This window comes from Amycolatopsis sp., assembly GCF_025464955.1.
Taxonomy (GTDB): domain Bacteria; phylum Actinomycetota; class Actinomycetes; order Mycobacteriales; family Pseudonocardiaceae; genus Amycolatopsis.
Genome location: NZ_JAODNM010000023.1, coordinates 70,459 through 91,192, shown reverse-complemented (window position 1 = coordinate 91,192; position 20,734 = coordinate 70,459). Strand labels below are relative to the sequence as shown.

24 protein-coding genes and 1 tRNA gene are annotated in these 20,734 nt (G+C 68.9%); 10 read left to right on the top strand and 15 right to left on the bottom strand.

Features of this window, described 5'->3' with window-relative positions; genetic code table 11:
- Window positions 1-5 precede the first annotated feature (5 nt).
- A complete protein-coding gene (gene glp / locus JWQ81_RS03460) occupies window positions 6-1,292 on the bottom strand; it encodes a gephyrin-like molybdotransferase Glp (RefSeq protein WP_297537350.1) in 1,287 nt (428 codons plus the stop codon).
- Window positions 1,289-2,194: a UTP--glucose-1-phosphate uridylyltransferase gene (locus tag JWQ81_RS03455; RefSeq protein WP_297537348.1), complete on the bottom strand. Its 906-nt coding sequence runs from the start codon at window positions 2,192-2,194 to the stop codon at window positions 1,289-1,291. Before JWQ81_RS03455 ends, glp begins: the two co-directional genes overlap by 4 nt.
- A 24-nt stretch (window positions 2,195-2,218) precedes the next feature.
- Here JWQ81_RS03455 and JWQ81_RS03450 point away from each other — a divergent pair, with 24 nt between their 5' ends.
- From JWQ81_RS03450 to mscL, 4 genes are all read left to right on the top strand, one after another.
- Window positions 2,219-2,812 (top strand): 5-formyltetrahydrofolate cyclo-ligase, encoded by a 594-nt coding sequence (locus tag JWQ81_RS03450; RefSeq protein ID WP_297537345.1) that lies wholly within the window; start codon window positions 2,219-2,221, stop codon window positions 2,810-2,812.
- 178 nt (window positions 2,813-2,990) lie between these two features.
- Window positions 2,991-3,386: an FmdB family zinc ribbon protein gene (locus tag JWQ81_RS03445; protein WP_297537344.1), complete on the top strand. Its 396-nt coding sequence runs from the start codon at window positions 2,991-2,993 to the stop codon at window positions 3,384-3,386.
- 135 nt (window positions 3,387-3,521) lie between these two features.
- The gene (locus JWQ81_RS03440; protein ID WP_366942248.1) at window positions 3,522-4,196 is read left to right on the top strand and encodes an SAF domain-containing protein; all 675 of its coding nucleotides are present in this window, start codon (window positions 3,522-3,524) and stop codon (window positions 4,194-4,196) included.
- Window positions 4,197-4,218: 22 nt separating this feature from the next.
- Window positions 4,219-4,620 carry a large conductance mechanosensitive channel protein MscL gene (gene mscL / locus JWQ81_RS03435; RefSeq protein WP_297537340.1) on the top strand — a complete coding sequence of 134 codons (402 nt, stop codon included), beginning with the start codon at window positions 4,219-4,221 and terminating at the stop codon, window positions 4,618-4,620.
- Window positions 4,621-4,626: 6 nt separating this feature from the next.
- Here the strand turns inward: mscL and JWQ81_RS03430 are convergent, their stop codons facing one another.
- Window positions 4,627-4,797, bottom strand: a complete 171-nt coding sequence (locus tag JWQ81_RS03430) for a hypothetical protein (RefSeq protein ID WP_297537337.1) — start codon at window positions 4,795-4,797, stop codon at window positions 4,627-4,629.
- A gap of 83 nt (window positions 4,798-4,880) precedes the next feature.
- On the opposite strand from JWQ81_RS03430, the gene JWQ81_RS03425 reads away from it, so the two are divergent.
- Window positions 4,881-5,102: a hypothetical protein gene (locus tag JWQ81_RS03425; RefSeq protein WP_297537335.1), complete on the top strand. Its 222-nt coding sequence runs from the start codon at window positions 4,881-4,883 to the stop codon at window positions 5,100-5,102.
- A gap of 8 nt (window positions 5,103-5,110) precedes the next feature.
- On the opposite strand, the gene JWQ81_RS03420 is transcribed toward JWQ81_RS03425, so the two are convergent.
- Complete coding sequence (locus JWQ81_RS03420) at window positions 5,111-5,611, bottom strand: MogA/MoaB family molybdenum cofactor biosynthesis protein (protein ID WP_297537333.1); 501 nt, start codon at window positions 5,609-5,611, stop codon at window positions 5,111-5,113.
- Window positions 5,612-5,772: 161 nt separating this feature from the next.
- Here JWQ81_RS03420 and JWQ81_RS03415 point away from each other — a divergent pair, with 161 nt between their 5' ends.
- Window positions 5,773-6,834: an NAD-dependent epimerase/dehydratase family protein gene (locus JWQ81_RS03415; RefSeq protein ID WP_297537331.1), complete on the top strand. Its 1,062-nt coding sequence runs from the start codon at window positions 5,773-5,775 to the stop codon at window positions 6,832-6,834.
- 6 nt (window positions 6,835-6,840) lie between these two features.
- Here JWQ81_RS03415 and JWQ81_RS03410 read toward each other — a convergent pair whose 3' ends face one another.
- Genes JWQ81_RS03410 through JWQ81_RS03400 form a run of 3 tightly spaced genes read right to left on the bottom strand, consistent with a single transcriptional unit; the run spans window position 6,841 to window position 10,021 of the window.
- Window positions 6,841-7,890 (bottom strand): HAMP domain-containing sensor histidine kinase, encoded by a 1,050-nt coding sequence (locus JWQ81_RS03410; protein WP_297537329.1) that lies wholly within the window; start codon window positions 7,888-7,890, stop codon window positions 6,841-6,843.
- Window positions 7,887-8,588, bottom strand: coding sequence for a response regulator transcription factor (locus tag JWQ81_RS03405; protein WP_297537327.1), 702 nt, complete (start codon window positions 8,586-8,588; stop codon window positions 7,887-7,889). Before JWQ81_RS03405 ends, JWQ81_RS03410 begins: the two co-directional genes overlap by 4 nt.
- Before the next feature lie 11 nt (window positions 8,589-8,599).
- Window positions 8,600-10,021 carry a hypothetical protein gene (locus JWQ81_RS03400; protein ID WP_297537325.1) on the bottom strand — a complete coding sequence of 474 codons (1,422 nt, stop codon included), beginning with the start codon at window positions 10,019-10,021 and terminating at the stop codon, window positions 8,600-8,602.
- Window positions 10,022-10,174: 153 nt separating this feature from the next.
- Here JWQ81_RS03400 and JWQ81_RS03395 point away from each other — a divergent pair, with 153 nt between their 5' ends.
- Genes JWQ81_RS03395 through JWQ81_RS03385 form a run of 3 tightly spaced genes read left to right on the top strand, consistent with a single transcriptional unit; the run spans window position 10,175 to window position 12,158 of the window.
- A complete protein-coding gene (locus tag JWQ81_RS03395) occupies window positions 10,175-10,840 on the top strand; it encodes a glycosyltransferase family 2 protein (RefSeq protein WP_297537323.1) in 666 nt (221 codons plus the stop codon).
- Complete coding sequence (locus JWQ81_RS03390) at window positions 10,837-11,517, top strand: DUF2064 domain-containing protein (protein ID WP_297537321.1); 681 nt, start codon at window positions 10,837-10,839, stop codon at window positions 11,515-11,517. Before JWQ81_RS03395 ends, JWQ81_RS03390 begins: the two co-directional genes overlap by 4 nt.
- The gene (locus JWQ81_RS03385; protein ID WP_297537319.1) at window positions 11,514-12,158 is read left to right on the top strand and encodes a class I SAM-dependent methyltransferase; all 645 of its coding nucleotides are present in this window, start codon (window positions 11,514-11,516) and stop codon (window positions 12,156-12,158) included. The genes JWQ81_RS03390 and JWQ81_RS03385 overlap by 4 nt, the downstream gene beginning before the upstream one ends.
- A 182-nt stretch (window positions 12,159-12,340) precedes the next feature.
- Here the strand turns inward: JWQ81_RS03385 and JWQ81_RS03380 are convergent, their stop codons facing one another.
- The 7 genes from JWQ81_RS03380 to JWQ81_RS03350 form a co-directional block, all read right to left on the bottom strand.
- Window positions 12,341-13,894 carry a trypsin-like peptidase domain-containing protein gene (locus JWQ81_RS03380; RefSeq protein WP_297537316.1) on the bottom strand — a complete coding sequence of 518 codons (1,554 nt, stop codon included), beginning with the start codon at window positions 13,892-13,894 and terminating at the stop codon, window positions 12,341-12,343.
- Window positions 13,895-14,009: 115 nt separating this feature from the next.
- Window positions 14,010-15,095, bottom strand: a complete 1,086-nt coding sequence (galT, locus tag JWQ81_RS03375; RefSeq protein ID WP_297537314.1) for a galactose-1-phosphate uridylyltransferase — start codon at window positions 15,093-15,095, stop codon at window positions 14,010-14,012.
- Window positions 15,092-15,892 (bottom strand): DeoR/GlpR family DNA-binding transcription regulator, encoded by an 801-nt coding sequence (locus tag JWQ81_RS03370; protein ID WP_297537312.1) that lies wholly within the window; start codon window positions 15,890-15,892, stop codon window positions 15,092-15,094. The genes galT and JWQ81_RS03370 overlap by 4 nt, the downstream gene beginning before the upstream one ends.
- 141 nt (window positions 15,893-16,033) lie before the next feature.
- A complete protein-coding gene (locus JWQ81_RS03365) occupies window positions 16,034-17,446 on the bottom strand; it encodes a HAMP domain-containing sensor histidine kinase (RefSeq protein WP_297537310.1) in 1,413 nt (470 codons plus the stop codon).
- A complete protein-coding gene (locus JWQ81_RS03360) occupies window positions 17,443-18,135 on the bottom strand; it encodes a response regulator transcription factor (protein ID WP_297537308.1) in 693 nt (230 codons plus the stop codon). The genes JWQ81_RS03365 and JWQ81_RS03360 overlap by 4 nt, the downstream gene beginning before the upstream one ends.
- An 84-nt stretch (window positions 18,136-18,219) precedes the next feature.
- Window positions 18,220-18,834, bottom strand: a complete 615-nt coding sequence (locus JWQ81_RS03355) for a trimeric intracellular cation channel family protein (RefSeq protein ID WP_297537306.1) — start codon at window positions 18,832-18,834, stop codon at window positions 18,220-18,222.
- Window positions 18,835-18,849: 15 nt separating this feature from the next.
- Window positions 18,850-19,500 (bottom strand): response regulator transcription factor, encoded by a 651-nt coding sequence (locus tag JWQ81_RS03350; protein ID WP_297537304.1) that lies wholly within the window; start codon window positions 19,498-19,500, stop codon window positions 18,850-18,852.
- Between the two features lie 166 nt (window positions 19,501-19,666).
- Here JWQ81_RS03350 and JWQ81_RS03345 point away from each other — a divergent pair.
- A tRNA-Arg gene (locus tag JWQ81_RS03345) sits at window positions 19,667-19,742 on the top strand.
- 345 nt (window positions 19,743-20,087) lie between these two features.
- Here the strand turns inward: JWQ81_RS03345 and JWQ81_RS03340 are convergent.
- A complete protein-coding gene (locus JWQ81_RS03340) occupies window positions 20,088-20,528 on the bottom strand; it encodes a MarR family transcriptional regulator (protein ID WP_297537302.1) in 441 nt (146 codons plus the stop codon).
- Window positions 20,529-20,734 lie beyond the last annotated feature (206 nt).

The following is a 20,734-nucleotide window of genomic DNA, read 5'->3' as shown; positions in this document are numbered from 1 at the left end:
CGCGGCTACGCACGCTGGGCAAGGAACGTGACCTTCACCTGCTCGCCCGCGGACACCTCGGTGAGGTCCTCGTCGATGTTGACCAGGCAGTTCGCCTCGGCCAGCGACGCGAGCAGGTGCGCGCCTGACGTGCCGAGCGGTTGGACGAGGTACTCGCCATTGCCTTCGTCCCGCAGCAGCTGGCCGCGCAGGAAACCCTTGCGCCCCTTGGTCGACGTGATCGGCGACAGCAGTCGCGCACCGACGATCCGGCGGTGCGGGTTGCGGGTGCCGCGGGCCGCCCTGATCAGCGGCCGGACCAGCACCTCGAACACCACGAGCGCGCTCATCGGGTTGCCGGGGATGAGGAAGGTCGGCACCGAATCCGGCCCGAGCCGCCCGAAGCCCTGCACCGATCCGGGGTGCATCGCGATCCTGGTCATGTCGATCCGGCCGAGGTCGGACAGCGCGGCGTGGACCTCGTCCCCGGCGGAACCGCCGGCACCGCCCGCGACGACGACGATCTCCGACATCAGCAGCCGTCCTTCGACGACCTCACGCAGCCTCTTCGGCTCGCTCGACACGATCCCGACACGGCTGACCTCGGCACCGGCGTCGCGCGCGGCGGCGGCCAGCGCATACGAGTTCACGTCGTAGATCTGCCCGACCGACGGTGTCCGGTCGATGTCGACCAGTTCGTCGCCGACCGACACGATAGACACCCGCGGCCGGGGGTAGACCAGCACCTTCGCCCGGCCGACCGCGGCGAGCAGGCCCACCTGCGCCGAGCCGATCGTGTCACCCTTGCGGACCGCGACGTCGCCGATCTGCACGTCCTCGCCGGTCCGGCGGACATAACCCGCGGACGGCACCGACCGGTGCACCAGCACCCTGGCCTGGTGGCCGTCGGTGTACGCGGTGGGCACGACGGCGTCGGCCAGCGTCGGCATCGGCGCGCCGGTGTCGACCCGGACGGCCTGGCCCGGCTGCAACCGCCGCGGCTGGCGCGAACCGGCCGCGATCTCGCCGACGACCGGCAGCTGCACGGGCTCCTGGCCCGCGGTGCGCACGTCGACGCTGCGCACCGCGTAGCCGTCGACGGCCGCCTGGTCGAACCCTGGAAGTGCGTGCTCGGCGACGACCTCTTCGGCGCACAGAAGACCTTGGGCCTCCGAAATCGCGACCCGCACCGGCTGCGGCCGGACCGCGGCGTCCAATGTGAGCGCGATCTGCTCGTCGACGGAACGGAACTCGGCCGTCGCTTCGGGGTCGGCTTCGTCTCCCAGTGGGGTCGTGTCGAGGGGTTCGGTCATGACTCGGTGGTCTCGATTCGTTCTGTCAACCAGGCACGGAAGGACGGCCCGTACTCAGGGTGCTTCAACGTGTAGTCGACGGCAGCGCGAATGAACCCGCCCGGGTTACCCAGGTCGTGCCTGCCGCCGCGGTGGATCACGATGTGCACGGGATGACCTTCGGCGATGAGCAGCGCTACCGCGTCCGTGAGCTGCAGTTCACCACCCGAACCCGGGGTGATCCGCCGCAGCGCGTCGAAGATCGCCCGATCGAGGAGATATCGCCCAGCCGCCGCGTACGTCGACGGCGCGTCCTCGGGCGCCGGCTTCTCCACCATGCCGTGCACCTGTTTGACGTCTTCGTCGGTCGTGTCGGACACGTCGAAGACGCCGTAGGGCGAGATCTCCGCCTTCGGGATGTCGAACGCGCACAGCACGCTTCCGCCGTACTCCCGGCGCACCGCGGCCATGCGGTCGAGCACCCCCGCCGGCAGCACCAGGTCGTCGGGCAGCAGCACGGCGACGGCTTCGTCCTCGTCGGTCAGGTTGTCTTCGGCCTGCGCCACGGCGTGCCCGAGCCCGAGCGCCTCTTTCTGGATGGCGACCTCGACGGCGAGCAGCCCCGGACCACGACGCACCTTTTCGAGCAGCTCGGTCTTGCCCTTGCGTTCGAGGGCGGCCTCGAGCTCGGGCTGCGGCTGGAAGTAGTTGACGACCGATTCCTTGCCCGGCGAGGTGACAATGATCAGCCGCTCCGCGCCCGCCTGCGCCGCTTCGCTGGCCACCAGCTCGATACCCGGCGTATCCACGACGGGGAGCAACTCCTTGGGCACGGCTTTGGTCGTCGGCAGGAACCGGGTGCCGAGGCCAGCGGCCGGCACGATAGCGGTTCGGAACGTCTTGTGTGCTGAGGCGCCCGTCATGGGCGCAAAGCCTAACCTGGCCAGGTGCATGGACCGGGCAATGAGCTGCCAAGCAAGACCGAGTGGCGCGCCCGCGTGGCCGCCGAGCGAGCGTCCGTCACCGCGGGGCAGCGTCAAAGGGAGGCGTTCGCGCTGGCCGCGACGGTGGCCGAACTCGTCGGCCGAACGGTGTGCGCGTACCTGCCGTTCGGCACCGAGCCGGGGTCCGTGGCCACCCTCGACGCGCTGGTCGCCCGCGGCTCCGTGGTCCTGCTGCCGGTGATCCCGTCGGCCCCCGGCCCACTGGACTGGGCGACCTATCAGGGTGCATCGAGCCTGGTCGCAGGGCGTTTACGCGGGGTTTCGGAACCGGATGGACCGCGCTTGGGCGTCGACGCGATCAGCTCGGCCGAGCTGATTCTGGTGCCCGCGCTCGCCGTGGATCGCTCGGGCGGACGTCTCGGCCGCGGGGCAGGTTTCTACGACCGGACACTGATCCTGGCCGCGCCTTCGGCCGCACGGATCGCTCTCGTCCGGGACAGCGAGCTGGTGGACGAACTGCCGACAGAAGCCCACGACGTCCGGATGACCGGCGCGGTGACCCCGTCGGGCGGATTTGTCGATCTATCTATTCGCTGATAGTGAGCCATCTCACATTGCCAGGCAAGGTGCCGCGTCGGTCATGTCATCGGAGCAGGCACGACGCCGTCGGCGTGACGAAGAACGTAGAAGCCCCCTTTGACCTGCTTGGGAATACGCAGGTACCGTTTAGCGCTAGCACTCTTGTCGATCGAGTGCCAACGTCGAAGGAGCAGCTGTGCCCACCTACCAGTACGCCTGCAAGGACTGCGGCCACCGTTTCGAGACGGTTCAGTCGTTCTCCGATGCGAGCCTCACCGTTTGCCCGGTGTGCTCGGGCACGCTGCGCAAGCTCTTCGGGTCGGTCGGCGTGATCTTCAAGGGCAGCGGCTTCTACCGCAACGACTCCCGGTCGGACTCGAAGTCGGCCAGCAGCACGATTCCGGCAGGCACCACGGCTACGAGTGAGACGAAGTCCTCGGGCGAAAGCAGTGCGAAGTCCGAGTCGTCCTCGAGCAGTTCCGCGTCGGGTTCGGACTCGAAGTCGACCTCCTCGTCCTCTTCGTCGGGCTCGAGCGCAAACTCTTCATCCTCCTCCTCGGGTACGACAAAAACAGCGACCGCGGCCCCCTGACGGGCAAGTTGTCCACAGCACCCGGGTTATCCACAGTCTGAGGTTTTGCCCCTTCCACCCCCGCGCGGCGGTCCCTAACGTCGATCGCAGCGGGGGTTCAAGCGTCCCCGCCCGATCGAATCGTGGGGGGCCACAGTGGACAGCTCGGCTTCGGTTATCTCGGCTTTTTCGGCTCGGTGGACCAGGTTCCGCCGACGTACTCGAGGCCGCCCGATCATTCTCGCGCGTCGTGCGTTAGCTGCCGCGCTCTTCCTCCTGGCCGGGGTCGTCGCCTTGCAACCGGCGGCGGCAGCCGGTCCACCGAGCAGCCCGACTGTGGTCTCGGCACACGACATCGCAGCAGGAAGCGTGCTCAACGCAGCTGACATCCGGGTCGTATCGATGCCCGACAAAGTCCGTGCGACCGGTTCTCTTGCCGCACCAGAGGCCGCCGTGGGCCGAGTGCTGGCCGGGGCCGCCCATTCGGGCGAGCCGATCACGGACGCCCGGCTCGTCGACCCGTCCCCAGGCATCCCCGCAACGGGTGATCCGGGCCGCTCGATCGTCCCGGTGCGGCTGGCCGACGCGGCCGTCGGCGCGTTGCTGCGCCCGGGATCCCGCGTGGACGTCGTCGCGGGCGATGAGGGAAACCATGCGGTGCTGGCCAGACTGGCCACGGTCGCGGCGGTGACCGCCGACGACGCCGAGCCCCGTGACGGACCCGGGTCGTCGAGCAAGGGCCGGCTGGTGTTGCTGGAGCTGCCTGCCGAGGACGCGAACAGGGTGGCGGGGTTGTCGCTGGACGGACCGGTAGCGGTTACTCTCCGCTGACCCGATTCGCTAGGAGTTCACCATGTTCAAGGGCTTCAAAGACTTCCTGCTGCGCGGAAACGTCGTCGACCTCGCCGTCGCCGTGGTCATCGGCGCCGCGTTCACCACGATCGTCACCGCGTTCACCACCGGGCTGATCAAGCCGCTGATCAGCGCGCTCGGTGGCTCGGATGCCGCGCAGGGCCTCGGTTTCAAGATCAACAGCAGCCCGGCGACGTTCATGGACGTCGGCGGGGTGATCAACGCGGCGATCAACTTCGTCATCGTTGCCGCCGTTGTCTACTTCGCCATCGTGCTGCCGGTGAAGCACATCCAGGAGCGGCGCAAGCGTGGCCAGGAAGCCGGCCCCGCCGAGCCGACCGACATCGAACTACTGAAGGAGATCCGCGACCTGCTCAGTGCGCAGCAGCAGAACAAGGACTAAGCACGACTACCGGTCGTGGTGGGGCGGTCGGTTCTCGAGGTACCAGGAGTCACTGTCGCCACGAGCGGATTCGACGTCGCGCTCGTCGGCCGTGGTGTCCGGCAGCACCTCACCGAAAACCTCGTCGACCTTGCGACGGGTCGGTTGACGTGCGGGTTCGTCCCGCTCTTCTGCCATGGCCCCATGGTCTCACCGGTCGCGCGCCCCCGGGCGCGGTGGGACCATGTGGGCTCGGAACGACACCAGCAGAAGGTACGGCCATGAGCCTGTTCGGCAAGGTTTTGGACATCGCCAAAGGCGCCACGAACACAGCCAAGAGCACGGCAGGCCCGCTTGCCGGGAAGGCGAAGGACCTCACGGTTCAGGGCATGCACATGGCGTCCGCCGGCGCCAACAAAGTGACCGGCGGACGCTTCGAGGACGCCATCGGCAGCGTCACGGAGAAGGTCGAGGGCGTGCTGGGACGCAAGCCCCGCGAGTGAGCCTCGGCTCAGGCTTCGGCGAGGCCTGAAAGCTCGTCGATCACGTGCGGCACCAGGGCGGACAAGGTGGCCATGCCGTCGCGGATCGCGGCGCGGGAGCCGGCCAGGTTGACCACGAGGGTGCTGCCGGAGATCCCGACGAGCCCGCGCGAGATCCCGGCGTCTACCGCGCCCGCGGCGAGCCCGGAGGCGCGCAAGGCCTCACCGATGCCCGGGATGGGCCGGTCGAGAACACCGATCGTGGCGTCGGGGGTGTTGTCGCGCGGGGCGACCCCCGTTCCGCCGACCGTGATCACCAGGTCGGCGCCGCCGATCACCGCGGTGTTCAGGGCGTTGCGGATCGCCGCTGTCTCGGCGCCGACCACCACCACGCCGTCCACGATGAAGCCCGTCTCTTCGAGCAGCTCCGTGACCAGCGGGCCGGCCGTGTCTTCATGCTCACCGTGGGCAACCCGGTCGTCCACGATCACCACGAGGGCGCGTCCCAGCCGTTGTGCACTGCGTTCCATGACACCCACCGTAGTCGGTGATCACCGGCGGCGGGGGCGAGGTGGCCGTGACCAATCAGACGGCGATCCCCACCCAGAGTTCTGACGAGAGTTCTGACGATTCCGTGACAGGTCCCCCGCACGCCCGGCAGGCCCCGCGGATCACGCCTAACGTCACCGGCGTGCGAGTCCTAGTAACCGGCGGAGCCGGGTTCATCGGTTCCCATATCGCCGACCTGTTGGCCGATTCCGGCGACGACGTCGTCGTGCTGGACAACCTGCTGTCCACCGCTCACGGTTCCCCCGTCCCACCCGGCTACACCAAGCGCCACCGGTTCCTGCGTGGCGACGTAGCCGACGTCGAGCTGATCGGCGAGCTGCTGCGCGATGTCGACGCCGTGTGCCACCAGTCCGCCGTCGTCGGCCACGGCATCGACCCGTCCGACGCGCCGTCGTACGCGCTGCACAACGACTACGCCACCGCCGTCCTGCTGGCTGGCATGCATGCGGCTGGGGTGCACAAGCTCGTCTTGGCATCCTCGATGGTCGTCTACGGCGAAGGTCGCTACAGCTGCGAGGAGCACGGTGTCGTGCCTCCCGCGGCGCGGAGCCAAGCCGACGTGGACGCGGGACGGTTCGAACCACCATGCGGGCAGTGCGGCCGCGATCTCCAGTGGCAGCTCGTGCCCGAGGACGCTCCCTTGCAGCCTCGCAGCACCTACGCGGCGACGAAGCTCGCCCAGGAGCATCTGGCGGGCGCGTGGGCGAGGCAGACGGGCGGGACGGTGTGGGCGATGCGCTACCACAACGTCTACGGCCCGCGGATGCCCCAGAACACGCCCTACGCGGGCGTGGCGTCGCTGTTCAGGTCGGCATTGCTCCGTGGTGAAGCGCCGACCGTGCTCGAGGATGGCGGCCAGCAGCGGGACTTCGTGCACGTCCACGATGTCGCGCGGGCCAACGTCCTCGCGTTGCGCACCGACGGCCCACTGGGCGAACTGGTGCCGCTGAACGTGTGCTCCGGGCAGCCGCACACCGTGGGCGAACTCGCCGAAGAGCTGGCGCGTGCCTGCGACGGCCCCAAACCGGTGATCGTCGGCGGCGCGAGGCCAGCCGACGTACGTCACGTTGTCGCTGACCCGGCGCGCGCCAAGCGACTGCTCGGCTTCACTGCTGAGACCGGCTTCGCCGACGGGATCACGGCCTTCGCGACAGCCGAACTCCGCGCCCCCGTCACCCCGTAGGGAACGTCAGGGCATCGCCAGCGGAAGGCGGACCTCGAAGCGGCAGCCCGGGCCGTGGTTCTGGACCCCGATACGACCGCTGTGAGCCTCGACAAGCCCCTTGGCGATCGCCAGGCCGAGGCCACCGCCGGTGGTGTTGCCGCCCCGCTCCGGGGTGCGGGCCTGTGTGCCCCGGAACGCGACGTCGAAGACCCGGCCGATCTCGTCGTCGGGGATGCCACCGCACGAGTCGTCAACGGAGATCAGCGCGTCTTGGCCGTCGACGCCGATCTGGACCGCGACCGTACCGTCGGGCGGGGTGTGCCGGATGGCGTTGGAGACCAGGTTCCGGACGATCCTCGCCAACTCCGGGTCGCTGCCGGACACCACCGGCCACGACTCGGCCGTCGCCAGTACCTTCACCATCTTTTCCTGCGCCACCGGGGCTTGTGCGGCCACAGCGTCGCTGACAACGTCACGCAGCGGGACCGCGGACATCGTGAGCCGCAACGCCCCGGCGGTGATCCTGGAGAGCTCGAAGAGGTCCCCGACCATGGCGGACAGCCTGGTCGTCTCGCCGCTGATCCGCTGGGCGTAGTCCGCGACCTCGGATCGCTCCGACACGACCCCGTCGGCCAGCGCCTCGGCCATCGCCCGGATACCCGCGAGCGGGCTGCGCAGGTCGTGGCTGATCCACGCGACCAGCTCACGTCGTGACGCTTCGGCCGTGCGCTCCCGGTTGCGCGCTTCGCGCTCCCACACACTTCGCCGCGCGATCGCCCGGCCGAGCAAGAACGCCATCGGCATGGTGATCACCGCGACAAGCACGCAGACGTACAACATCGTGGTCAGCGCCGGGGTGAACATGAACCCGCTGACGCCGACGACGCCGGCCAGCGTCGCGATGACCGGCGTCAGCACCAGAACGGTCAACGTGCTCGCAAGCGAACCCCGCCGCAGCCGGTACAGGACCAGCGCGCCGAGCCCCGCGACCGGCAGAGCGAACAGCAGTACCAGCGGCAGAATCGCCAGCGCGTGCGCGATCACCTGATCGAACGGCTCACTGGGATCGATCATGACTGCCCCCTGTCGTACCGGTACCCGACGCCCCACACGGTCGCCACCCGAGCCGGTTTCGCCGGGTCGCGCTCGATCTTCTCCCGCAACCGTCGCACGTGGACAGTCACCGTGGACTGGTCGCCGAAGTCCCAGCCCCACACCTTTTCCAGCAGATCCGCCCGAGAGAAAGCCTTGCCGGGATGGCCGAGGAAGAACGCGAGCAGATCGAATTCCCTGGTGGTCAACGGAAGTTCCGAACCACTCAGGCTCGCCTGCCGCGCACCCAGCTGCAACGTCAGGTTGCCATCGGTCAGCTCCGCCGCCGCGGGAGCTTGGTTGGGCATCCGCGCGCGCCGAAGCACCGAGGTGACTCGCAACGCGAGTTCCTTGGGGCTGAACGGTTTGGTGACGTAGTCGTCGGCGCCGAGCTGGAGCCCGGCGATGCGGTTCTCCTCCTCGCCGAGCGCGGTCAGCATCACGATCGGCACCTGGCTGACCTGCCGCAGCCGCTTGCACACTTCCAGCCCGTTGATGCCGGGCATCATCACGTCGAGGACGACCAGGTCCGGCGGCCGCTCGGCGAACACCCGCAGCCCCTCGGCGCCGTCCCCGGCGAGGTCGACGGTGAAGCCGGCGAGTTCGAGATACCGCCGGACCACGTCGCGAACCGTTTCGTCGTCGTCGACCACCAGGATCCGGCCGCTTTGCTCGCTCACACCGTCCACCTTCACCAGACTGTCAGAATCAAATGGTTGACCAGTAGCGCGACCAGCGCCTGACTCGCCAGCCACCAACGGCGGCTGACCGGCGGAAGCAGCGACGTACCGGGCAGCAGCCACACCGCGAACGGTAGCCAAATGCGTTCGACCTCGGCCTTCGACAGCCCCGAAAGGTCCGCGAACACGATCGTGAGCAGCGCGGCGAAGACGATGATCAGCACCGGCTCCCAAGTCACGCTACGCCGCCACTGCCTGGTCAGGAACGTGTCGGCCACGGCCCGCCGCGTGCCCGCGACGACGGCTGGTCCGACGGCGATGGCGGTCACGGCCAGGTCGGCCCAGACCCAGTAGGAGTAGGGCCGTGCCGCCGCGATGCCCTGGTAGTAGCGCTGGACGAGCAGGTGATAACCGTCGACCCACCAGAACCCGGCGAGCGTGAACACCGCGACGACGACGAGTGCGCCGGCCACGGCTCCCGCCAACACGCGCCACTGCCGCCCCAGGAACACGACGGCCAGCGCGACAAGGCCGAGCAGGAACAGGCCGTACGAGAGGTAGACGCCGTAGCCGAGCACCAGGCCGGAGAGCAGCGCGACGGGCCAGGCGTAACGACGTCGCGTGGTGAACCCGTGCGCCGCGAGTGCCAGCAGTGCGATCCCCGTCGACGTCCAGCCGGCGAACAGGGCGTCGGCCGAGGCACCGATCCAGATCGCGCCCGGCGTCAGGACGGCGAACGGCAGCATCGCGCGGGCGGCTTCCCGCCTGCCCAGCAAGGACAACGTCGCCGGGACCGCGACCACGATCAAACAGCCGAAAACCACACACGCCGTCGACGCCCACGCACCGCCGCCCAGCCCGATGCGGTCGAGCCAAACGAACAGCAGCGTGATGCCCGGCGGGTGCCCGGACACGTGCGTGGTCCAGGAGTGCGGCTGGAAGTCGAGGATGCGCGAGGAGAACGTCCTCAGCATGTACGGGATGTCGGTGATCCCGGGCACCTCGTGCAGGTACTCGTAGTCGGTGGTGATGCGGCCGGTGAAACCGCGCGTCCAGCCGTCGATCAGGGCGAGCGACATCGTCCAGCACAGCGACGCGGCGTAGCCCACGACGAGCAAACGCCGCCACGGCAGTCGGGCGGCGAGCGCGGGGCCCCAGGTGATCACGGCCAGTGCGGTCAAGACGGCGAACGCCGAGCCGGAACCGACATGGGGAAGCCAGGTGCCGTAGACGGGCGCCGACTGCGCCCAGATGATCACGCCGGAGTTCGGGCGGTTGTAGTAGATGCCCACCGCCACCGCCACGGCCACCAGCACCACGGCGGCGCCGACCGCGATCAGGTCGCCTCGGTACCGCCGCCGCTCCGGAGGTTCGGCGGCGGGTACGGGTCCGGACGGCTCGGCGAGCCGGGCGGCGGAAGTCGACTCGCTCATCACGCGCACTTTAACGCTGCCGGCCACATCGCGTCGGCTCTACGACGGGACCGTCATGACTTGGTAAGAACTCTTCACCCATTCGGTCAACGTCAGCGTTTTGTAAGCTACACAAGGGTTTCACACTGTCCAAGATGGATCTACCTTGGGCGTGTGGATCAAGATACAACCGTAGACGTCGTGCTCCCGTGCCTCGATGAGGCCGGCGCGCTCCCCCTCGTGCTGAACGCCCTCCCGCCGCTGTACCGCGCGATCGTGGTCGACAACGGATCCGTCGACGGGTCGCCGGAGATCGCCGCGTCCCTCGGCGCCAAAGTCCTCCACGAACCGCGCCGCGGCTATGGCGCGGCCGTGCACACCGGACTCGAAGGCGCGACAGCCGACGTCGTGTGTTTCTGCGACGCCGACGGGTCTTTGGATCTCGCCGAACTTCCCCGGCTGGTGGACACCTTGCGGGACACGGGCGCCGACCTCGTGGTGGGGCGCCGGGTGCCTACCGGCCCCGGGGTCTGGCCTTGGCATGCCAAGCTGGGAAACAGGATCCTGTCGTACCTCCTCCGGCGTCGCGGGCTGCCCGTCCGCGACATCGCGCCGATGCGCGCGGTGCGCCGCACGGCGTTGCTGGACCTCGGGATCACGGATCGGGCGTTCGGCTATCCGCTGGAACTGCTGATCAAAGCGCAGCGCGCGGGATGGGACGTGCGCGAACTCGACGTCTTCTATGGCGAACGCGCAAAGGGAACGAAGTCGAAGGTGTCCGGTTCCCTGCGGGGCACCGCGCGGGCCGTGCGCGACATGGGCCGGGTGATGGCGCGATGACCGCCGCCTTCTGCCTGCTGGTCGTCGCGAAGGCACCGGTGCCCGGGTTCGCGAAGACCCGGCTCTGCCCGCCCGCGACCGGCGCCCAGGCCGCCGAGATCGCCGCGTCCGCCTTGTTGGACACGCTCGACGCCGTGCTCGCGACGCCGGGTGCGATCCCGATGGTCGCGATGACCGGCGACCTCTCGGCTGCCGCACGCAGCACCGAAATCAGCGAGGCTTTGCAGCTCACCACCGTGTTTCCCCAGCGGGGCAACGACTTCGCGGCAAAATTGGCCAACGCGCACGCGGACACCGCCGCCGCTCACCCCGGGCTGCCGGTGGTGCAGATCGGCATGGACACCCCACAGCTCACCCCCGAGATCCTTGCCGCGGCCGCGGATTCGCTCGCGCGCGAGGAAGCCGTGCTCGGCCCGGCCGCCGACGGTGGCTGGTGGGCACTCGGGCTGCGCGACCCCCGGCAAGCCCGAGTGCTCGTAGATGTCCCGATGTCGACCGACGACACCGGCGAACTGACCGTCCGCGCGCTGACGGCGGCCGGGCTGTTCGTACGACACCTCACGGTTCTGTCCGATGTGGACACGATGGCCGATGCGTGTCAGGTCGCCAAGCTCCGTCCCGGTGGCCGGTTCGCCACCGCCGTCGCCGCGGTGCGCGGGCAGGAAGGCGCGTCATGACCGTTTCAGTGAGTCGTGGCAACGAGTTCGACACCGGACTGCTCGGCCACCGGTGCTGGCTGGAGCTGGCGAACGGCGACCGCATCGAACTCGCCGTCGAACGCTGGACCGAAGGGTGCCGCGAAGGCGACGAGCTGCTGCTCGCGCCATGCGGCGGGCCGACGCTCGACATCGGCTGCGGCCCCGGCAGGCTCGCCGCGGCGCTGACCGAACGCGGCGTGGTCTCACTCGGCATCGACAGCTCGACGACCGCAGTGCGACTCAGCCGGCAACGCGGCGCGATCGCCCTGCGCCGCGACGTCTTCGAGCGGCTGCCCGGCGAGTCGCGCTGGCAGCACGCGCTGCTGGCCGACGGCAACATCGGCATCGGCGGCGACCCGGTGAAGCTGCTGCGGCGGGTTCGGGAGCTGATCGCGAGCGACGGCAGCGCGCTGGTCGAGCTGGAACCGCCCGGCAGCGGGCTCCGGTACGAGCAGGTGCAGGTGCGCTCCCACCTGCACGACGACTCCCCCGGGTCGTGGTTCACCTGGGCGTGGGTCGGGGTGGACGCCATCGCCGACATCGCCGAACAGGCCGCCCTGCGCGTCAAGTGGACCGCACACCGAGGCCACCGCTGGTTCGCCGAGCTCGTCCACTCGTAGCGCTCGTGAGTGTTCCGGCCGCTGAGAACCAGCCGGAACACTCACGAGCCAAGGGCAGAAAAAGACCACGCGCGACCGGAGAGGGGGAGACCGGGCGCGCGTGGCCAGGATCCGGCTCGAAGGGGACGACGAGCCGGGGTTGGTCTCGGCCGCCCTGGGCGGCCGAGCGTCTTTGAGGCGGGTCAGTTCGGAGTGACCGGCTGTCCGCCGAGGGTGACTGTGACAACCCGGTTGTCGGACAAGGTCAGCTTGACCTGCTCGCTGGGCGCCCTGGTGCGGATGGCGGCGACGAGTGCGTCCGAGTTGGGGATGGCCAGGTTGTCGAGCTTGACGACCACGTCGTTGACCTTGAGTCCGGCTTTGTCGGCCGGACTGCCCGGGGTGATGCTGCTGAGCAGCGCGCCATCGGAACCGGGCTGCGCGGACTGCTGTTGCTGCTGTCCCAGGCCGCCGCCCTGACCGAGGCTGCCGGGCGGTGGCGCGTCGCTGACGCCCGCCCCGATGTAGGTCTGGATCGCCTTGCCGGTCTTGATGATGTCGTTGGCGGTGCGGCTGGCCTGGTCGATCGGGATCGAGAAACCGATGCCGACGTTGCCGCCCTGGGACTGCCCGCCCTGGCTCGACGCCGACTGCGGGCTGTAGATCGCCGAGTTCATCCCGACCACCTGACCCGCCATATTCGCCAGCGGCCCGCCCGAGTTGCCCGGGTTGATCGCCGCGTCGGTCTGGACGGCGTCCATCACGGTCGTCTGATCGCCGTTGCCGCCGCCGGCCCGCACGGGGCGGTGGAGCGAACTGACGATGCCGGAGGTGACCGTGCCGGCGAGGTCGAACGGTGAACCGATCGCGACCACCGGCTGCCCGACCTTCAGGCTGTCGGAGCGGCCGAGTTCGACCGGCTTCAGGCCGGACACCCCGTCGACCTTGACCACGGCGATGTCGGTTGTCGGGTCACGCCCGACGACCTTCGCGGGGACCTTCTGGCCGGTGGGGAAGACCGCGGTGATCGTGCCACCGCCGGCGGCGACCGCGACCACGTGGTTGTTGGTCATGATGTAGCCATCGGTGCTGATTACGAACCCGGAGCCTTCGCCGGACTCGGTGGCGCCGCTGACCTGCAGCTCGACCACACTGGGCGAAAGCTTCTGGGCGACCGATTCGACCGAACCGGCCGGCGCGTTGCCGGTCTGCTGCGCGGACGCCGGCGAGTCGAGCGAGTTGATGACCGTGCCGTTGCTCGAACCGCCCGCGAGGTAGCCGCCGAGACCGCCGGCCGCGCCGCCGACGATGAGCGCGAGCACCGCGACTCCGACGACGAGCTTGGCGGACCCGTTGCGCGCGGGCCTGGGCTCAGGCGGAACCGTGTAGACGTTGGTCTGCGGTCCCAGCGGACCGGTCGGCGGACCCTGCTGGCCGCCGTGGATCCCGGCCTGGACCGGCTGGCCGTAAAGCAGACCTGCTTGGCCCGGAGGCGGTGTCGACTGCTGCTGGGCCTGCGCGGACCAGGGGTTCGGCGCGGCGTACGGCTGTTCCGAAGCCGGGTAGGCCGGTTCGGCCTGGTGCGGCTGCGCGGCCTGGTAGCCCTGTTCCGCGGGATAACTCGGGCCGGCCGCCGATGACGGCGTGCCCTGCCCGATCTCACCGTGTGCGGACTGGGACCATCCTGCCTGCTCACCGGTCGACGGCGACGGTTCCGCACCGCTGTTTCCGGGAGCACCTGGGTCGTTCTCGGTCATGACACCACCATGCGCGTTGGTCCTGAGAAGTTCCTGAGCCGAACCTGTGCATCGCTGATGATTATGGCGGACCCCGGTGGACTCCGCCGATCACGAACCGCCGCTGCTCACAGGGTCAGAGAGCAGCGCGGAGCCGTTCGGCGATCTGCTCCGGCGTGGCGTCGTTGATCCAGACCGCCATGCCCGACTCGGACCCCGCCAGGTACTTCAGCTTGTCCTTGGCGCGCAGCACGGAGAACAGCTCGAGGTGCAGCCAGCCGAGGTCGCGATCGCGGTGCACGGGAGCCTGGTGCCACCCGGCGATGTACGGCAGCGGACGGTCGTAAAGCGCGTCGCAGCGGCGAAGGACGTCGAGGTACACGCCGGCGAAGTCGTCGCGCTCGTCGTCGGTGAGCGACGGAATGTCGGCCACCTGCCGATGCGGCACCACCTGCACCTGGACCGGCCAGCGCGCGGCGGGCGGCACGAACGCCGTCCAGTGCTCGCTTTCGGCGATGACCCGGATGCCGGACTTCCGCTCGGCGGCCAGCACGTCGCCCATCACCGGACGGCCGTGCTCGGCCTGGTAGGCGCGGGCGACGTCGATCATCCGCTCGGTCCGCGGCGTGACGAACGGGTAGCCGTAGATCTGGCCGTGCGGATGCGACAGCGTGACGCCGATCTCCTCGCCCCGGTTCTCAAAGGGGAAAACCTGCTCGACGCCGTCCACAGTGGACAGAAATGCGGTCCGGTCCGCCCAGGCGTCGACCACCGAGCGCACCTGTGCCGGCGTCAGCTTGGCGAACGAGCCGTCGTGATTGCTGGTGAAGCAGACGACTTCGCACCGGCCACGGCCGGGCGCGGTCGGCACCAGTCCCATTTCGTCCACAGTGGACTTCTCGCCGACCACTCCTTGGGAGAAGGAGGGAAACCGGTTCTCGAAGACGACGACCTCGTAGTCGGCCTCCGGGATCTCGCTCGGCTTTCCCGGCTTGCTCGGGCACAGCGGGCAGAGGTCGGCCGGCGGCTTGTACGTCCGAGTCTGGCGGTGGGCCGCCATTCCCACCCATTCGCCGGTGAGCGGGTCGCGCCGGATCTCCGAGGTCGCCGCGACCGGCGGGAGATCCCGCGTGTCCTCGGCGGTCCGCTCGGGAGCGTCGGGCAGGCTGTCGAAGTAGATGATCTCCCGGCCGTCCGCCAGGTGCCGAACCGTGCGCCTCACGCGTGCTCCGCCTCAACCGTTTCCGCCGTCTCGGCGACCATGAGCTCCCCTGCTTGTTCCATGAGTGTTTCCCTGGCCTGTTCGGGCAGGCCGTCATCGCTGACGACCACGTCGGCTTCGTTCAGGTCGGCGATGGTGGAGATGCCCACCGTGCCCCATTTCGTGTGGTCGGCGAGGACGACCAGCTTGCGGCCGGATTCGACGAGCGCGCGGTCCGTCTCACTTTCGGTCAGGTTCGGCGTGGTGAAGCCCGGCCCGTCCGCCATCCCGTGCACGCCAAGGAAGACGACGTCGAGATGCAGGGTCCGCAGGCTCGCCACGGCCACCGGGCCGACCAGCGCGTCGGACGGCGTGCGGACGCCGCCGGTGAGCACGACGGTGCGTTCGGCCTGGCCGGAACCGCGCAGCACGTCGGCAACCTGGATGGAGTTGGTGACGATGGTCAGTCCCGGCACTGCGTCGAGTGCTCTGGCCAGCGTCCACGTCGTGGTGCCGGCCGAGATGCCGATCGCGGTGCCCGGCCGGACGAGCCCGGCCGCGACGGCGGCGATGGCCTCTTTCTGCGCGCGCTGGCGTACGGACTTCGCTTCGAACCCGGGCTCGTCGGTGCTCTTACCGACAATCGACGTCGCGCCGCCGTAGACCTTCTCGACCAGACCGCGCCCGGAGAGCACGTCGAGGTCGCGGCGAACGGTCATGTCGGACACGCCAAGGCGGGTCACGAGGTCACTGACCCGGACCGCACCCGTCCGGCGTGCCTCTTCGAGGATCAACGCCTGTCTCTGCCGAGCCAGCACCGTCCACTCCGTCCCAGGATCACCCGCCAACCACACAAAATCCTACACGACTAAACACGGGCGTGCGACATGCGACTGGCCGTGAAGGCCACCTTCACGGCCGATTACGCCGTCAAGGTGGCCTTCACGGCTGGTTGAAAACTAAACAGGACTGCCCGGGAGGCGGAGGGTGAGCAGGGCGCCGCCTTCGCGGGCGCGCGCGGCGTGGACGGCGCCGCCGTGGCGGTCCGCGGCGTGCTTGACGATCGCCAGGCCGAGCCCGGATCCGGGCAGGGTGCGGGCTTCCGCCGAGCGGTAGAAGCGATCGAACACCTTGGGCAGGTCCTCGTCGGCGATACCGGGCCCCTCGTCGGCTACCTCCAGCACCGCGGTGCCATCACCGAGCGGGTACAGCCGGACGTGCACGTTCGCGCCCGCCGGGGAGAACTTCACCGCGTTGTCCAGCAGGTTCAGCACGGCGCGCTCGAGCGCGGTGGTGTCGCCGGTGAGCACCCACGGCTGCAGCGTGACAGAGAAATCGACTTCGCCGGCGCGCCGCCGGGCACGGTCGAGGGCGCGTTCGACGACCTCGGCCAGGTCGACCCGCTCCATCTGTTCATGGGACTCGTCCTGCCTGGCGAGCTCGACGAGGTCACCGATCAGCTGCGTCAGCTCGTCGAGCTGGCCGCGGATGTCCTCCTCGATATCGGCTCTGTCCTGCGCCGGCAGGTTCCGCGCGCCGGTGCGACTGGCCGCGAGCAGCAGCTCGAGGTTGGTGCGCATCGACGTCAACGGCGTCCGCAGCTCGTGTCCCGCGTCCGCCACCAGCTGTCGCTGCCGTTCTTGCGACTCCGCGACGGTGCCGAGCATGGTGTTGAAGCTATGGGTCAGCCGCGCGAGCTCGTCGTCGCCGCTGACCGGGATCGGCCGGAGGTCCCCGGTTTTCGCCACCCGCTCGGTGGCCGACGTCAGCCGCTCGACGGGGGCGAGCCCACCGCGCGCCACGGCCGTGCCCGCCGCGGCCGCGACCACGATGCCGGCGCCACCGATCAGGAACAGCACCACAGCCAGCTCGTTGAGCGTGCGTTTGGTCGGTTCGACCGACTGCGCGAGCACCATGGCCTGGCCGTGGCCCATCGGCTCGGCGATCATCCGGCTCCCGGTGCGCGGGTCGGTACGGAGCTCCTCGCCTGTCTTCCCCTGTGCGACATCGAGCTCCGGCTGACCCCAGTTCGGCCGGACGCCGTTGGCCGGATAGGCGAGCTCGCCGTCGGCGCTGAGCTGGCCGATCTGCAGGTCGGTGCTGGCCAGAAAGGCGCCGGGAATCTCCTGGAGCTGGTTCGAGACGACCGGCGAGGTCACCGCGGCCGTCGCCCTGGCCCGCAGGTTGTCGTCGAGCTGCTGATAGAGGTTCTGGCGCACGATGAGGTACGCGCCGAGTGACACCAGCGCGACCGCGCCCGCCACACAGGCCGCCGCGAGGATCGTGACCCTCGAGCGCAGGGAGACGCGCCGCTTGTCCTTCCTCAGCAGTTCGGGATCCGGCTCGTCGACAACGGTGACCGGTTCGGTCACGGTGGGGTCTCCCGCAGGACGTACCCCACTCCCCGAACCGTGTGAATCAGCCGGGACTCGCCCTCCGCTTCGGTCTTTCGGCGCAAATAGCCGACGTAGACCTCCAACGCGTTGCCTGACGTCGGGAAGTCGTAACCCCATACCTCCTCCAAAATCCTTCCCCTGGTCAACACGTGCTTCGGATACGAAAGAAAGAGCTCGAGCAGAGCGAACTCGGTGCGCGTCAGGCTGATCTCGCGTTCGCCGCGCCGGACCTCCCGGGTGCCGGGGTCGAGGGTGAGGTCGGCGAACGACAGCAGTTCGGCGTCCAGCCCGCCCCCGACGTCCGGCATGGCGCGCCGGAGCAGCGCCCGCAACCTGGCCAGCAACTCCTCCAGCGCGAACGGCTTCGGCAGGTAGTCGTCGGCTCCGGCGTCCAATCCGGACACCCGGTCGGACACCGTGTCGCGGGCGGTGAGCACGAGGATCGGCAGGTCGTCGCCGGTACTGCGCAGGCGCCTGGCCACTTCGAGACCGTCCAGCCTCGGCATCATCACGTCGAGGACCATCGCGTCGGGCCTGCTGGCGATGATGGATTCGAGCGCCTGCGCACCGTCGCTGGCGAGCTCGACCTGGTAGCCGTTGAACTCCAGGGAGCGTCGGAGCGAGTCACGGACGGCCCTGTCGTCGTCCACTACGAGGATGCGCATAGCGACAGTCTTACCCAGCGTGCTGAGACCCGCCTAAGAACTCACACAGAATCGACAAAGGATATTTGTCCTCAGTCGTGCCCATCAGTCATGCTCTGGGGCCTTCGCGACCGGCGCGTTCCAGCGTCGCCACATCGCCAGCACGCGGATCGCGACCACGGCGGCGGCCGCGACCACGGTCACCGGACCGGCAGGCAATCGCAGCGCGTGACCGATCCCGACGAGCACCGAACCGGCCAGCGCGGCCACCGCGTAGATCTCTTTGCGCAGCACCAGCGGGATTTCCCGGAGCAGCAGATCACGCAGGGCACCGCCGCCGATGCCGGTCGTCATGCCGATCAGGCAGGACGTGTAGATCGGAGCGCCGGTGCTCAGCGCGATGGTCGTGCCCGCGGTCGCGAAGACGCCGAGCCCCAGCGCGTCAGCCAGCAGCACCGCGCGACGCACCTTCGCGACCTGGGGGTGGAAGACGAACACGGCGAGCGCCGTCCCCGCGCACACCGCCAGGTACGGCCAGCTGTGCAAAGTGGACGGCGGATGGATGCCGAGCAGGACGTCACGGATGATGCCGCCGCCCAGCGCCGTGGTCAGGCCGACCACGATCACCCCGAAGACGTCGAGACCGGTTCGTACGGCCGCGAGCGAGCCCGACGCCGCGAACGCGACCAGGCCGATGTACTGGAGTGCGGTGAGCAGCATCCGTCCGCTCCGGACTCAGTCGAGCAGGCCGCCCCGATAGGCGAGCAACGCGGCCTGCACCCGGTTCGCGGCGCCGATCTTCGACAGCACCGCGGACACGTAACCCTTGACGGTGGCCTCGGACAGGTGCAGCTGACCGCCGATCTCGGCATTGGACAGTCCCTGCCCGATCAGCGCCACGACCTCGCGTTCACGGTCCGAAAGAGACGAGAGAAGCTTGCGGGCCGGCTGTGCGGCGCGCTGTTCGTCGCGATGCGTGGCGACCATCCTGGCGGCGACACCGGGGTCGAGCACGGCACCGCCCTTCGCGAGGTCGCGCACGGCCCGCAGCAACGCGCCGGGGTCGATGTCCTTGAGCAGGAAACCGTTGGCACCGAGCCGCAGGGCAAGACTCACGTACTCGTCGATGTCGAACGTCGTCAGCATCGCGACCCGCGGCGGGTCGGGCAACGCGAGGATGGCACGCAACGCGCGGATCCCGTCATCGGGCGCGCGCATCTTGATGTCGAGCAACGCCACGTCCGGGTGATGCCGCCGGGCGACCTCGACCGCCGATCTACCGTCGCTCGCCTCGCCGACGATCTCGATGTCCGATGCCGCGGACATCATCGCCCGCAGGCCCGAGCGGACCAATTCTTCGTCATCGGCGAACATGAGCTTGATCAACTAAGCCCTCCGGCGGCCGGTGGAGCGGGTTCTCCGCATCCGTTAGCGAAGGTTACCTACTGTTGTTCAGAAGTTCGAAAGCAGACACCGTCGAGTGACCTGTTAGGCCAACCAGGTCGGACGCGGCAAGTCGCACCATGCCCGCTAAACTGGCCGAGCACCACCCGCCTTGGTAGCTCAGGGGATAGAGCGTTCGCCTCCTAAGCGAAGGGTCGCAGGTTCGAATCCTGCCCAGGGCACCAAAACCCCTGGTCACAGCGTTGACCAGGGGTTTCGTGTACACCGGCACCTGCCTGACCGGCCTCTTCGGCAATCCGGATCGCCGGACGAACGGCCGGCGCGGGCCTGACCAGCTCCTCCACGACGCCGCGCTCCAGGTAGTCATCTGGGGTCGTGCTGATTCGATCGTGGTCGAGATAGTCGGTGATCTGACGGGCGGCAACCCACCCGACGCACTTCCGGGTGTTATCTGGGTCACGAAGGATCCCCCGTGCGGAGGAGAACCGCGGCTTGCCTGACCGCAGGCCCGCCCGATGGCCAGGGACGGTTTGGAGATCCTGCGCTTGTGAAGCCCGCCGTGGCGCGCCTTAGCCGCGCTCGGGCGCGGACGGCGAGTCGGCGATCTTGTTCATCAGCTGACCGGCCAAAAGCAACATCTGACGCTCGACTTCGGTGAGTTCGAGCAGCGCGTTGCCGAGCCAAGCGGCCCGGTGCGCCATGTCGCGGGACAACGTGTCGCGTCCTTCGTCCGTGATGGACAGAACAAGCCCACGGCGGTCCTCCTCGGACACAGCACGAACCAACAGGCCGTCGTGTTCGAGTTCCGCGAACACGCGGGTCAGGGACTGCGGTTGCTGGTGCTCTGCCGCGGCAATAGTTCCCGGAGACGTCGGACCGCGGCGACGCAAGTGGCTCAGGACGGCGATCTTGTTCGGGCTGAGCGAGCCTTCCGGGCGGTCGTGCCGCAGACGCGACCCGAGCCGCAGGATCCCTTGAAGCAACACGGCTGTCGGCGTTTGGCGTTCCACGCACCTACCGTAAGCATCACAGTACTAATGGGCAAGATTTTCCCGACCATGACGTGCTAGCGCAGCAGGCACAGTACGCATTCACTGGTCATCACCAGCGCGTTCGGTCCGAGAGAGCCAGCTGCGTCGACGCTCCGGCCAGGCGACCGACCAGGAGCCGCAGCGAAACTAGTACGTGACTGCGAACTAAATTGCGCGTAAGATTG

Bases quoted from the DNA above. Each gene is read 5' to 3' on its own strand.
- glp (WP_297537350.1), bottom strand. From the start codon at position 1,292: ATGACCGAACCCCTCGACACGACCCCACTGGGAGACGAAGCCGACCCC.
- JWQ81_RS03455 (WP_297537348.1), bottom strand. From the start codon at position 2,194: ATGACGGGCGCCTCAGCACACAAGACGTTCCGAACCGCTATCGTGCCG.
- mscL (WP_297537340.1), top strand. From the start codon at position 4,219: ATGTTCAAGGGCTTCAAAGACTTCCTGCTGCGCGGAAACGTCGTCGAC.
- JWQ81_RS03430 (WP_297537337.1), bottom strand. From the start codon at position 4,797: ATGGCAGAAGAGCGGGACGAACCCGCACGTCAACCGACCCGTCGCAAG.
- JWQ81_RS03425 (WP_297537335.1), top strand. From the start codon at position 4,881: ATGAGCCTGTTCGGCAAGGTTTTGGACATCGCCAAAGGCGCCACGAAC.
- JWQ81_RS03420 (WP_297537333.1), bottom strand. From the start codon at position 5,611: ATGGAACGCAGTGCACAACGGCTGGGACGCGCCCTCGTGGTGATCGTG.
- JWQ81_RS03410 (WP_297537329.1), bottom strand. From the start codon at position 7,890: ATGATCGATCCCAGTGAGCCGTTCGATCAGGTGATCGCGCACGCGCTG.
- JWQ81_RS03400 (WP_297537325.1), bottom strand. From the start codon at position 10,021: ATGAGCGAGTCGACTTCCGCCGCCCGGCTCGCCGAGCCGTCCGGACCC.
- JWQ81_RS03390 (WP_297537321.1), top strand. From the start codon at position 10,837: ATGACCGCCGCCTTCTGCCTGCTGGTCGTCGCGAAGGCACCGGTGCCC.
- JWQ81_RS03385 (WP_297537319.1), top strand. From the start codon at position 11,514: ATGACCGTTTCAGTGAGTCGTGGCAACGAGTTCGACACCGGACTGCTC.
- JWQ81_RS03380 (WP_297537316.1), bottom strand. From the start codon at position 13,894: ATGACCGAGAACGACCCAGGTGCTCCCGGAAACAGCGGTGCGGAACCG.
- JWQ81_RS03360 (WP_297537308.1), bottom strand. From the start codon at position 18,135: ATGCGCATCCTCGTAGTGGACGACGACAGGGCCGTCCGTGACTCGCTC.
- JWQ81_RS03355 (WP_297537306.1), bottom strand. From the start codon at position 18,834: ATGCTGCTCACCGCACTCCAGTACATCGGCCTGGTCGCGTTCGCGGCG.